Below are 12,680 nucleotides of genomic sequence, written 5' to 3' on the forward strand. Positions count from 1 at the left end.
TCGCACGCCGTCGACCTTGCCGCCCGTCAACCGCGCGGCCGGTGGGCGCGGGTGGCCGACGGATTGTCTGACCGGCCCGATACCGTGCGGGAGTAGCGTGATCAGGGAGGTCGCAGGCGTGTCCGAAGGTGGCGGTGTGTCCGAGGAGCAGATCGGCCAACAGGTCAGCCCGGCGCAGGAGGCGGCGGCCGGCGCCGAGCCGACGCCGCAGGCGCGGGAGCGGCACGCCACGCTCAGCGGCGAGTTGACCGAGCACCAGTACCGCTACTACGTGCTGGACGCGCCGACCATCGCCGACGCCCAGTTCGACCAGCAGCTGCGCGAGCTGGAGGCGCTGGAGGAGGAGTTCCCGGCGCTGCGCACGCCGGATTCGCCGACCCAACGGGTGGGCGGCACCTTCTCCACCGACTTCACCCCGGTCACCCACGCCGAGCGCATGCTCTCGCTGGACAATGCCTTCGCCGACGAGGAACTGTCCGCCTGGGCCGAGCGGGTCGAGCGGGATGCCGGCGGCCCGGTGCCCTACCTCTGCGAGCTGAAGGTCGACGGGCTGGCGATCAACCTGACCTACGAGGCCGGTCGGCTGGTCCGGGCGGCCACCCGCGGTGACGGCCGCACCGGCGAGGACGTCACCGCCAACGTGCGCAGCATCCGCGACGTGCCCAGCCAGCTCACCCCGTCCGCCGAATTCCCGGACGTGCCCGAGCTGCTGGAGGTCCGGGGCGAGATCTACTTCCCGATCGCCGCGTTCGCCGACCTCAACGCGGGTCTGGTCGAGCAGGGCAAGGCACCCTTCGCCAACCCGCGCAACGCCGCCGCCGGCAGCCTGCGGCAGAAGGACCCACGGGTCACCGCCTCCCGGCCGCTGCGCCTGGTGGTGCACGGCATCGGCGCCCGTCGCGGGTTCCAGCCGACGGCGCAGTCCGAGTCGTACACCGCGCTGAAGGCGTGGGGGCTGCCGACCAGCGACCGGTGGCGGGTGGTGCCGGATCTGGCCGGTGTGGCGGAATACATCGCCTACTACGCGGAGCACCGGCACGACGTCGAGCACGAGATCGACGGCGTGGTGGTCAAGGTCGACCCGGTCTCCATCCAGGGTCGGCTCGGCTCGACCAGCCGCGCCCCGCGGTGGGCGATCGCCTTCAAGTACCCACCGGAGGAGGTCACCACCAAGCTGCTCGACATCGACGTCAACGTGGGCCGCACCGGGCGGGTCACCCCGTTCGCCGTCCTCGAACCGGTGCGGGTGGCCGGCTCCACCGTCGCACTGGCCACCCTGCACAACGCCCGGGAGGTGGAGCGCAAGGGTGTGCTGATCGGCGACACGGTGGTGCTGCGCAAGGCCGGTGACGTGATTCCCGAGGTGCTCGGCCCGGTGGTCGAGCGTCGCCCGCCCGACGCCCGGCCGTTCGTCATGCCGACCAACTGCCCGGCCTGCGGCACCCCGCTCGCGCCGTCCAAGGAGGGCGACGTCGACATCCGTTGCCCCAACACGCGCAGCTGCCCGTCCCAGCTACGCGAGCGGGTGTTCCACCTCGCCGGCCGCGGCGCGTTCGACATCGAGGTGCTCGGCTACAAGGGTGCCGGGGCGCTCCTGGACGCGGAGATCATCACCGACGAGGGCGACCTCTTCCAGCTCGACGCCGAGCAGCTGTCCCGGTCCCCGTTCTTCGTCAACAAGGACGGCAGCCTCGGCACCAACGCGGTCAAACTGCTCGACAATCTGGCGGTCGCCCGCGAGCGCGACCTGTGGCGGGTGCTGGTGGCGCTCTCGATCCGGCACGTCGGCCCCACCGCGGCCCAGGCGCTCGCCCGGCACTTCCGCTCGATGGAGGCCATCGACGCGGCCAGCGAGGAGGAGCTCTCCTCGGTCGACGGGGTCGGGCCGACCATCGCGGCCAGCATCCGGGAGTGGTTCGCCGTGGACTGGCACCGCGAGGTGGTCCGCAAGTGGGCCGAGGCGGGTGTACGGATGGCCGAGGAGGCTGTCGACGAGGGGCCGCGCACGTTGGAGGGGCTGACCGTGGTGGTGACCGGCACGCTCGCGGGCTTCTCCCGGGACCAGGCCGCCGAGGCCGTGCAGAGCCGGGGCGGCAAGGTGAGCGGGTCGGTCTCCAAGAAGACGAGCTTCGTCGTGGTGGGGGACAACCCGGGGTCCAAGGCCGACAAGGCGGCCAGCCTCAAGGTGCCGGTGCTCGACGAGGACGGGTTCCGGCTGCTGCTGGACGCGGGTCCGGACGCCGCGCGGGGGGCTGCCCGGCTGGAGGGCTGACCGCCGCCGGCGTCTCGCCGCACCGGCTGGTCGCGCATACCAACTTAATTACGACTACGACCGATTCGTGACTGTCATACCGGGAAAATCGGGGCTGAGGGCGTTTCATTGGGTCACGGCGTGCTCACCGGCACGCCGACCGTCGGTCGGGAGGTGTGATGGAGGTCGCCGACCCGCGCAACTTCGTCCCTCCCGGACGGGTGGCGCCGTTCGCCGGCTTCGTCCTCGGCATCCTGGCGGTCGCCGCGTTGACCGCCGCCGGTCCACTCGCGACACTCCCCGGCGAGCTCTCCCGGCTGCCGGTGGCGTTCTGGACGATGGCCGTGCTCGCCGTGGTCTGCGATGCCCGCCCGTTCGTCCCCCCGGGGCGTCGGCAGTCCTCCGCGGTCTTCCCCTCGACCTGCTTCACCTTCGCGATCCTGCTCGGCTGGGGGCTCGGCCCGGCGGTCGCCGTGCAGGCGGTGGGGGTGGTCGTCTCGGGCTGGCGGATGCGGCACGCCGCGTGGCGGACCGCGTTCAACGTCGGCCAGTACGCCTGCGCTCTCGCCGCCGCGTACGGGGTCATCCAGCTGGGGCCGGGCACCATCTTCTCGGGCGGCCGGTTGCACTGGACCGACGTGGCCGCCGTCGGCGGCGCCACGGTGGCGTGGTTCGTGGTCAACTACGGGCTGGTCAGCTGGGCGGTGCGGCTGCGCTTCGGCGACCGGTGGTGGCCTACCGTCCGGCAGGGCCTCGGCTTCGAACTGCTCTCCACCGGCTCGCTGCTGCTGCTCGCCCCGGTGCTGGTCGCCGCCGCGCGCGTCAGCGCGGCGCTGATCCCGCTGGTGCTGGTGCCGCTTTTCGCCGTGTACCGGATGGCCCGGCTGACCGTTGAGCAGCAGCACCTCGCCGCCGCCGACCCGCTCACCGGGCTGCCCAACCGCAAGGCCCTGCTGACCGAGGTGGCGGAGCAGGTGCACCTGCACGCCGAGCGGACCGCCCGGGGGGAACCGGACGGGCACCTGGCGCTGCTGCTGATCGACCTGGACCGCTTCAAGAACGTCAACGACGCGCTCGGGCACGCCGTGGGCGACCGGTTGCTGGTCGAGGTCAGCGCCCGGCTCACCGACGTGGAACCTCGGCCGCAGATGATCGCCCGGCTCGGCGGGGACGAGTTCGCCATCGTGATGACCGGGCTGACCGACGCGAGCCAGGCGCGTGATCTGGCCGACCGGGTGGTCGGGGCGCTGGCCGAGCCGGTGCCGTTGGACGGGCTGCCGCTGGACGTGGGTGGTTCGATCGGGATCGCCCTCTTCCCCGAGCACGGCGAGGACTTCGCCACCCTGATGCGCCACGCCGACGTGGCGATGTACGACGCCAAGCACCGCAACGACACGGTGGCGCTCTACGCCCCGGAGTCCGACCACAACTCCGCCGAGCGGCTCGGCCTCCTCGCCGACCTGCGCCGCGTGCTGGAGTCCGGCCCGTCGGCCGACGAGCGATTCTACGCCGAACCAGCGCGACACGGCGAGCTGACGGGACAGGCCGACGGGAACCGTCGGGATTCCGGACCGGTCGAGCCGGCAGGCCCGGAGCGGGCTGTCGACGTACCCCTCGGGGCGGCGGCGGAGGTGCGCGGCGGGGATGGTGCGGCGCTGCCCGCCGGTGACCTGCCCGCCGAGGCCGCGCCGCACGCGGGCGCGGCACCGGTGATCGCCGCGGCGCGGCGGGTCGGCGGCCGGTGGTGGGTTCGCCGGCGGCGGCCCGACGCCGAGCTGGTGCATGCCGACGAGCTGATCAACCGGATCGCCACCGGAGCCGACCCGATCCGTGGCCGGAACGCCCGCGCCACGGTCGCCGGTACCCGCCCGGGTCCGGCCCGGGACCGGCACTCCGGCGGCGGGCGCGGGCGGCGATCGCCAAACGGCGGTGCGGTGCCCGCCCCCGCGCTGACCGACGGCGGTCCCGGTCCGCGGCGCGACATCGGGCGGGGCGCCTCGGAGCAACCGCTCGCCCCGACCGAGTGGGCGCGCTCCGGCGGTGAGCCGGCCGACGACGCCGGCGAGATCACCATGTACTACCAGCCGCAGATCGCCATCGCGACGGGCGAGGTGGTCGGCGTCGAGGCGCTGCTGCGCTGGCGGCACCCGCGCCGGGGCATGGTCGACCCGGAGGAGCTGATCCGGGTCGCCGAGCAGAGCGCGGTGATGCGGCTGCTCACCCGGCGGGTGGTCGACGACGTGGTGGAGCAGCTCGCCAAGTGGTCGGCGGCTGGCATCGGGCTGCGCGCCGCGTTGAACGTGAGCGTGCGCGACCTGCACACCGGCGAGATCGCCGACCAGATCGCCGACCGGCTGGCCCGCTACGAGGTGCCGGCCGAGCGACTGCAACTGGAGATCACCGAGGGTGCCCTGATGGCCGACCCTCGTCGGGTGCTGGCCACCATCTCCCGGCTGCACCGGATCGGGGTGGCCATCGCGCTGGACGACTTCGGCACCGGGTATTCCTCCCTGCAACATCTGCGCCGGTTGCCGCTGTCCGAGGTGAAGGTGGACCGCTCGTTCGTGCTCGGCATGGCCGACGACGCCGACGACGCGGCGATCGTCCGGTCGATGATCGAGCTGGCCGGCGCGCTGGGGCTGCGGGTGGTCGCCGAGGGTGTGGAGGACGAGCGGACCTGGCGGATGCTGCACGCCGCCGGCTGCGACGCCGCGCAGGGCTGGTTCTACGCCCGACCGATGCCCGCCGAGGAGCTGGTCACGTGGCTGGCCCGGTACCGCCCGGTCCGCCCGACCGGCGGTCCGGAGCCGGACGGCGGCCGTCATCCCACCCGCTGACCCGCCCGTCGACGCGGCGCACCGGTCGGCGGAGGGGGAGTCGGGGACGCGGCACCGGAGCGGAACAATAGACTCGCTCCGGTCACCGCGTGTCACGCTCAGCCGTCGCGCGGCCGGCACACCGCCCGACCAGCAGGACATCAGAAGGGGGCACGGATGGCCGCCATCTCCCGCGAGGAGGTCGCGCACCTAGCGCGCCTGTCGCGGCTCGCCGTCACCGAGGAGGAGCTGGACACCTTCGCCGGCCAGCTCGACGTGATCCTCCAGGCGGTCGCCCAGGTCGGCGAGGTCGCCGCGGCGGACATCCCGCCGACCTCGCACTCGGTGCCGCTGACCAACATCCTGCGGGAGGACGTGGTCACGCCGTGCCTGACCCCGCAGGAGGCACTGTCGGGTGCGCCGGACGCTGAGGACCAGCGGTTCCGCGTTCCGCGGATTCTCACCGAGGATGTGGCCTCATGAGTGACCTCACCAGAATGACCGCGACGGAGATCGCTGCCCTGGTCGCCGGCGGCGAGACCTCCGCCGTCGAGGTGACCCGGGCACACCTGGACCGGATCGCCGCGGTCGACGACCGGGTGCACGCCTTCCTGCACGTCGACACCGACGGCGCGCTCGCCGCGGCCCGCGCGGTCGACGAGCGCCGGGCCGCCGGCGAGGAGTTGGGCCCGCTGGCCGGGGTGCCGGTCGCGGTGAAGGACGTGCTCGCCACCCGGGGTGTACCGACCACCGTGGGGTCGAAGATCCTGGAGGGTTGGCGCCCGCCGTACGACGCCACGATCGTGCAGCGGCTGCGCGCCGCCGGCACGGTGATGCTCGGCAAGACCAACATGGATGAGTTCGCCATGGGCTCCTCCACCGAGTACTCGGCGTACGGCCCCACGCACAACCCGTGGGACCTGAACCGGATCCCGGGTGGCTCGGGTGGCGGCAGCGCCGCCGCGCTGGCCGCGTACGAGGCGCCGCTGGCGATCGGCTCGGACACCGGCGGCTCGATCCGCCAGCCCGGCGCGGTCACCGGCACCGTAGGTGTGAAGCCCACCTACGGCGGCACCTCCCGCTACGGGCTGGTCGCCTTCTCCTCGTCGCTGGACACCCCCGGCCCCTGCGCCCGTACGGTGCTCGACGCGGCCCTGCTGCACCAGGTGATCGGCGGGCACGACCCGCGCGACTCCACCTCGATCCCGCAGCCGGTGCCGGACGTGGTGGCGGCGGCGAAGCTCGGCGCGACCGGCGACCTGACCGGCGTACGGCTCGGTATCGTCAGCGAGTTCGTCGGCGAGGGCGCCGAGCCGGGTGTGATGGCCGCGTTCCGCGAGTCGGTGGACGCGCTGGCGAAGCTGGGTGCGGAGATCGTCGAGGTGTCCTGCCCGACGTTCGCCTACGCGCTGCCGGCGTACTACCTGATCGCGCCGAGCGAGTGCTCCTCCAACCTGGCCCGGTTCGACGGTGTCCGGTTCGGCCTGCGGGTCGGCGACGACGGCAACCGGTCGCTGGAGGAGGTCATGTCGCTGACCCGGGAGGCCGGCTTCGGCCCGGAGGTCAAGCGCCGCATCATGATCGGCACGTACGCCCTGTCGTCGGGTTACTACGACGCGTACTACGGGCAGGCGCAGAAGGTCCGGACGCTGATCACCCGGGACTTCACCGCCGCGTTCGAGCGGGTGGACGCGCTGATCTCGCCGACCACCCCGTCGGTGGCGTTCCCGTTGGGCGCGCGCACCGCCGACCCGTACCAGATGTACCTGGCCGACCTGTTCACCATCCCGACCAACCTGTACGGCGGGCCGGGCATCTCGGTGCCCTGCGGCCTCTCCGAGGGGCTGCCCGTCGGCCTGCAGGTGATGGCCCCGACGATGGCCGACGACCGGATGTACCGGGTCGCCGCCGCGTTGGAGTCCGCGGTCGGCACGTTCACCCCACCGGCACTGTGAGGCAGGAGCCCAGATGACGACGACGCTGCCCGCGTACGACGAGGTCGTCGCGCGCTACGAACCGGTGATCGGCCTGGAGACCCACGTCGAGCTGGGCACGAACACAAAGATGTTCTGCGGCTGCCCGACCGACTTCGGTGGCGAGCCGAACACCCGGGTCTGCCCGGTCTGCCTCGGCCTGCCCGGCTCGCTGCCGGTGGCCAACAAGGCGGCCATCGAGGCGATCATCCGGATCGGCCTGGCGTTGAACTGCTCCATCGCCGAGTGGTGCCGGTTCGCCCGGAAGAACTACTTCTACCCGGACATGCCGAAGAACTTCCAGATCAGCCAGTACGACGAGCCGATCTGCGTCGACGGCTACCTGGACGTCGAGGTCAACGGCGAGACGGTGCGGATCGAGATCGAGCGGGTGCACCTGGAGGAGGACACCGGCAAGACGCTGCACGTCGGCGGCGCCACCGGCCGCATCCACGGCGCGACCGAGTCGCTGGTCGACTACAACCGGGCGGGCATCCCGCTGGTCGAGATCGTCACCAAGCCCATCCCGGGCACCGGCGTGCTCGCCCCCGACGTGGCCCGGGCCTACGTCGCCGAGCTGCGGGACGTGATCCGCACCCTCGGTGTCTCGGACGTGCGGATGGAGGAGGGTTCGCTGCGCTGCGACGTGAACACCTCGCTCAACCTGCCGGGACAGGAGTGGGGCACCCGCACCGAGACCAAGAACGTCAACTCGCTGCGTTCGGTGGAGCGGGCGGTCCGTTCGGAGATGCTCCGGCAGGCCTCGGTGCTGGACGCCGGCGGCCGGATCACCCAGGAGACCCGGCACTTCCACGAGGAGACCGGCGACACCACCCCGGGCCGCTCGAAGGAGACCGCCACCGACTACCGGTACTTCCCGGAGCCGGATCTGGTGCCGATCGCCCCGGACCCCGCGTGGGTCGCCGAGCTGAAGGCCGCCCTGCCGGAGCTGCCCCGGGTGCACCGGCGTCGGCTCCAGCAGCAGTGGGGGCTGTCCGACCTGGACATGCAGTCGGTGCTGAACGCCGGCGCGGTCGAGCTGATCGAGGCCACCGTCGCCGCCGGCACCACCCCGGCCGCCGCCCGCAAGTGGTGGCTGGGCGAGCTGTCCCGCCGGGCCAACGAGAGCGGCGTGGAGCTGGCCGACATCGGCGCCACCCCGGGCCAGGTCGCCGAGTTGCAGGGCCTGGTGGACGCCGGCAAGCTCAACGACAAGATGGCCCGCGCGGTGCTGGAGGGCGTGGTCGACGGCGAGGGCTCGCCCACCGAGATCATGACCAACCGGGGCCTGGAGGTCGTGTCGGACACCGGCGCGCTCACCGCCGCGGTGGACGAGGCGATCGCCGCCAACCCCGGCATCGCCGACAAGATCCGTAGTGGCAAGGTCGCCGCAGCCGGCGCGCTGGTCGGAGCGGTCATGAAGACCACCCGCGGTCAGGCCGACGCGAAGACCGTCCGTGAGCTGGTCCTGGAGCGCCTCGGCGTCCAGGGCTGACCGTCCGAAAGGGCCCCTTCTCAACGCCTCGTGCACAGGAAGGGGCCCTTCCTGACGTCCCACCCCGCTGGGTCGCCCACTCGGGCGGCGTGATCCGCACCCCTCGCGAGGGCGTCAACGGCGACGCCCGGATGGAGCCACCGTGAACCACCACGACCTCGATGTGCTCGACGAGATCCAGCGGCGGGTGCTCTGGCTCGCCACCCGGATCGTGGACGCCGCCAACCACGACCGGGCCACCGGCGACGGGGTGAAGGTCGGCGGGCACCAGGCGTCCAGCGCCTCCCTGGTCACCGCGATGACCGCGCTCTGGTTCGCCCACCTGGACGCCGAGGACCGGGTTGCGGTCAAGCCGCACGCCTCTCCGGTGTTCCACGCCATCCAGTACCTGCTCGGCAACCTGGACCGCTCGTACCTGCCCCGGCTGCGGGCCCGCGGCGGCCTCCAGTCGTACCCGTCGCGCACCAAGGACCCCGACGAGGTGGACTTCTCCACCGGCTCGGTGGGTCTCGGCGCGGCGGCTCCGCTCTTCGCCGCCGCCACCCGGCGCTACGTCGATGCGCACTTCGGCGCCCGGCCGCACTCCCGGTTCGTGGCGCTGATCGGCGACGCCGAGCTGGACGAGGGCAACATCTGGGAGGCGGTCGCCGACCCCGCCACCACCGGTCTGGGCAACGTCATGTGGCTGGTGGACTTCAACCGGCAGTCGCTGGACCGGGTGGTGCCGGGCATCCGGATCAACCAGTGGCGGGGTCAGTTCGAGGCGGCCGGCTGGCACGTCGTGGAGGTCAAGTACGGCCGTCGGCTCGCCGAGGCGTACGCCCGGCCGGGCGGCGAGGTGCTGCGCGACTGGATCGACGCGATGCCCAACGAGCAGTACCAGTCGCTGTTCGGGCTGGCCGGCCCGGCGCTGCGCAAGCAGTTCCTGGACGGTGCGCCGGCTGAGGTGGGTGCCTTCGTGGGAGGCATCGCAGACGAGGAGCTGGGCCCGCTCGTCACCGACCTGGGCGGCCACGACCTGTCCGCGATGCTCGACGCGTACGCCCAGTGCGACGCGGTCACCGACCGGCCCAGCGTCGTCTTCGCGTACACCGTGAAGGGGTGGGGGTTGCCCATCGCCGGCAATCCGCGTAACCACTCGGCGCTGCTCAGCACCGAGCAGGTCGACGTGTTGCGTGCCGCGCAGGGGCTGACCCGGGAGACCGAGTGGGACCGCCTCGACCCGGCGTCACCCGCCGGCATCCGGGCCGGTGCCCGTCGGGAGGCGCTGTCCCGCGCGCCCCGCGAGCGGGCGCTCGGCGTCACCGTCCCGGAGAGCACCGGAGTACGCGCGGCCAAGCCGATCTCCACGCAGGAGGTCTTCGGCCGGGTGCTGGTGGACCTGGCCCGGGACCGGGAGGTCGGCCGCTACCTGGTCACCACCGCGCCGGACGTGGCCACCTCCACCAACCTGGCCGGGTTCATCAACAAGACCGGGGTGTTCGCCCCCACCGAGCAGCGTTCCTGGACCGAGGACCGGATGCTGCGCTGGACCGAGAGCCCGGCGGGGCAGCACATCGAGCTGGGCATCTCGGAGATGAACCTGTTCCTGCTGCTCGGGCAGCTCGGCCTGTCGTGGGACCTGTCCGGGCAGCCGCTGCTGCCGGTGGGTACGGTCTACGACCCGTTCGTGCTGCGCGGCCTGGACGCGTTCCTGTACAGCACCTACTCCGGCTCCCGGTTCGTGGTCGCCGGCACCCCGTCGGGCATCACGCTGGCCCCGGAGGGCGGCGCCCACCAGTCCACGATCACCGCTTCGGTCGGCCTGGAGCTGCCCGGGGTGACCTTCCTCGAACCGGCGTACGCGGCCAGCCTGGACTGGCTGCTCTGCGACGCGCTCGGGCAGATCGCCGGTGGGTCGGCCCCGACCGCGACCGCCGCGCCCACCGAGGACGGCGCGTACTACTTCCGGCTCAGCACCCGACCGCTGGACCAGGCGCCGTTCGAGGCGGCCCGGGCCCGGATCGGTGACGCGGTGCTGCGCCGGCAGGTGGTCGCCGGGGCGTACCGGCTGGTGGACGCGCATCAGGCGTACCCGCACCTGGCCGACGCCCCGGTGGTGCAGCTGGCCGCCTCCGGTGCGGTGCTGCCCGAGGTACTGGCCGCCGCGGCGGAGCTGGCCGAGGAGGGCGTCGCCGCGCACGTGGTGGACGTGACCTCGCTGGATCGGCTCTACCGGGCCTGGCAGCGCACCCTGCGCCAGGGCGTACGGACCGCCACGGTGCCCAGCGTGCCGGGCGCGCTGCGGTCCGCGTTCGCCGACCGGGTGCCGGTGGTGACCGTGCACGACGCCGCGTCGCACGCCATGGCCTGGCTCGGTTCGGCGCTCGGCGCGCCGGCGGTGCCGCTCGGGGTGGACGAGTTTGGCCAGTCCGGCAGCGTTGCCGAGCTGTACGAGTTGCACGACCTGCTGCCCGGCAGCATCGTCAACGCCGCCCTGGCCGCCCTCGCGCTGCGCTGACGCTCACGTTCCCGACGCTGCCGCCCCGGCCCGCGCTCAGCGGGTCGGGGTGGGGGTGACCGAGGCGGGTGCCCCGGCGGACGGGTTCTCCACCACGTGCCGTTCCAGGTTGACCTGGGCCTGCCCGGTGCCGCCGACGGTGATGTCGTCGTACGCCTGGAGCATCTTCTGCTGGTCGAAGTAGAGCACGGACATCGACAGCGGGGTCGGCTTCTCACCCTCCAGGCCGCGCAGCCCGGCGCCGCCGGTGGAGCCCTCCACCATCAGCGTGGTGGGCTGCTGGCCGGGTGCCTGGGGCAGCTTGGAGACCTGCCGGGAGTGGGTGTGCCCGGCCAGCACCAGCGGGCAGGTGCCGGCGAGCGGCCCGGCGGACGCCGGGTCGTGCACCAGCGCAATGTTCACCGGCTGCGGTGAGTTGCGCACCGTGCTGGCGAGCTGCTCGCCGGCCCCGATCACCTGGTCGGCCACCTGTTGGGTCAGCCCGCTGCCGGCCGGGGAGGTGTTCTTGTCCGGGGTGAAGCGCGGGTCGCCGATGCCGGCGATGGTCAGCCCGGCGACCGTGGTCGTCGAGTTGTTCAGCACGATCGCGTTCGGTTGGCGGGCCACCGCGGCGCCGGTGCGGCCCGAGTCGTGGTTGCCCCGGATGAACACGTACGGCTTCTTCAGCAGGCCGATCGAGCCGACGAAGGACGCCTCCGGCTCGCTGCCCCAGTCGGTGATGTCGCCGGTGTCGATCACCGCGTCGATGCCGAACTGCTCCACCACCGTCCGGATCAGCTGCCAGCCGGTCGGGTTGAGGTGCATGTCGGAGACGTGCAGCACCCGGGTGGTGCCGGGTGCTGGCTCGTACACCGGCAGCGCCGACACGGTCGTGTAGAGCTGGCTGACGTTGCCGACGATGCGTTGCAGCTGCTCGGCGTACTTGGTGTAGTCGTTGGCGATGCGGCGGGCGTCGCCCACGATGGCCGGGGCGTTGACCAGCAGCCCCTCGTAGCGCGGCTCCTCGATCGCCTGTGGGCGCAGGGTGGCCGCCGCCGTGCCGAGGCTGCCGGCGGTGACGAGCAGTGCCAGCCCGCCCGCCCAGGCGGTCCGCCGCACATCGCGGAAGATCAGCCCGGCGAGGATCAGGGTGACCAGCACCACCGAGGCGAGGGTCCGCAGGCCGAGCCGCATCACCCCGGACCGGACGTCCTCGACGGCGCTCTGGCTGGCCCGGCTGATGCTGGCCGGGTCGTCGATCAGCGCCTCGGTGCGTCCCTGGTCGAGCGCGCCCAGCCGCACGGTGAGGTGTGTCGGCCCGTCGTGGCTGTTCAGCAGGAGCGCACCGAGCGGAGGCACGTCGACGGTGGTGCCGCCGTCGCTGGCGGGGGTGAGGGTGAGGCTGGCCCGGAACGGCCCGATGTCGGTGTCCACCCGGCCGCCGGCCAGCACCCCGAGCACCGCCCCGGCCAGGGCCACGGCGAGCACGGCGAGGATCACCCCGGTGCGGCGCAGTGCACCGAGCCGGCCAGCTCGCAGGCCGGCCGACCGCTGCGGCTCGCCATCAGTCACCGACTCGCCACCGGTCACCGGGTCGTCCCGGTCTCCGGCGTCGTCGTGCTGCTCGTCGTGCTGCCCGTCCATGCTGAGATTCTGACCTGCCCGT

The 12,680-nt window shown here is 72.9% G+C and carries 7 protein-coding genes; 6 read left to right on the forward strand and 1 reads right to left on the reverse strand.

Annotation, left to right across the window (positions count from 1 at the left end):
• The first annotated feature begins 136 nt into the window (after window positions 1-136).
• The 6 genes from ligA to OG470_RS13815 all read left to right on the forward strand — a co-directional run bounded on the left by ligA (window position 137) and on the right by OG470_RS13815 (window position 11,035).
• A complete protein-coding gene (gene ligA / locus OG470_RS13790) occupies window positions 137-2,272 on the forward strand; it encodes an NAD-dependent DNA ligase LigA (RefSeq protein ID WP_328424328.1) in 2,136 nt (711 codons plus the stop codon).
• A 158-nt stretch (window positions 2,273-2,430) separates the two neighbouring features.
• Window positions 2,431-5,088, forward strand: coding sequence for a putative bifunctional diguanylate cyclase/phosphodiesterase (locus OG470_RS13795; protein WP_328424330.1), 2,658 nt, complete (start codon window positions 2,431-2,433; stop codon window positions 5,086-5,088).
• A 156-nt stretch (window positions 5,089-5,244) separates the two neighbouring features.
• Window positions 5,245-5,550 (forward strand): Asp-tRNA(Asn)/Glu-tRNA(Gln) amidotransferase subunit GatC, encoded by a 306-nt coding sequence (gene gatC, locus OG470_RS13800; RefSeq protein WP_328424332.1) that lies wholly within the window; start codon window positions 5,245-5,247, stop codon window positions 5,548-5,550.
• Window positions 5,547-7,022 carry an Asp-tRNA(Asn)/Glu-tRNA(Gln) amidotransferase subunit GatA gene (gene gatA, locus OG470_RS13805; RefSeq protein ID WP_328424334.1) on the forward strand — a complete coding sequence of 492 codons (1,476 nt, stop codon included), beginning with the start codon at window positions 5,547-5,549 and terminating at the stop codon, window positions 7,020-7,022. The genes gatC and gatA overlap by 4 nt, the downstream gene beginning before the upstream one ends.
• Window positions 7,023-7,035: 13 nt before the next feature.
• The gene (gatB, locus tag OG470_RS13810; protein ID WP_328424336.1) at window positions 7,036-8,535 is read left to right on the forward strand and encodes an Asp-tRNA(Asn)/Glu-tRNA(Gln) amidotransferase subunit GatB; all 1,500 of its coding nucleotides are present in this window, start codon (window positions 7,036-7,038) and stop codon (window positions 8,533-8,535) included.
• A gap of 142 nt (window positions 8,536-8,677) precedes the next feature.
• Window positions 8,678-11,035: a transketolase-like TK C-terminal-containing protein gene (locus tag OG470_RS13815; protein ID WP_328424337.1), complete on the forward strand. Its 2,358-nt coding sequence runs from the start codon at window positions 8,678-8,680 to the stop codon at window positions 11,033-11,035.
• A 36-nt stretch (window positions 11,036-11,071) separates the two neighbouring features.
• On the opposite strand, the gene OG470_RS13820 is transcribed toward OG470_RS13815, so the two are convergent.
• Window positions 11,072-12,658 carry a metallophosphoesterase gene (locus OG470_RS13820; RefSeq protein WP_328424338.1) on the reverse strand — a complete coding sequence of 529 codons (1,587 nt, stop codon included), beginning with the start codon at window positions 12,656-12,658 and terminating at the stop codon, window positions 11,072-11,074.
• Window positions 12,659-12,680 lie beyond the last annotated feature (22 nt).

The organism is Micromonospora sp. NBC_00389 (assembly GCF_036059255.1).
Lineage (GTDB): Bacteria > Actinomycetota > Actinomycetes > Mycobacteriales > Micromonosporaceae > Micromonospora.

Bases quoted from the DNA above. Each gene is read 5' to 3' on its own strand.
- OG470_RS13795 (WP_328424330.1), top strand. From the start codon at position 2,431: ATGGAGGTCGCCGACCCGCGCAACTTCGTCCCTCCCGGACGGGTGGCG.
- gatC (WP_328424332.1), top strand. From the start codon at position 5,245: ATGGCCGCCATCTCCCGCGAGGAGGTCGCGCACCTAGCGCGCCTGTCG.
- gatA (WP_328424334.1), top strand. From the start codon at position 5,547: ATGAGTGACCTCACCAGAATGACCGCGACGGAGATCGCTGCCCTGGTC.
- gatB (WP_328424336.1), top strand. From the start codon at position 7,036: ATGACGACGACGCTGCCCGCGTACGACGAGGTCGTCGCGCGCTACGAA.
- OG470_RS13820 (WP_328424338.1), bottom strand. From the start codon at position 12,658: ATGGACGGGCAGCACGACGAGCAGCACGACGACGCCGGAGACCGGGAC.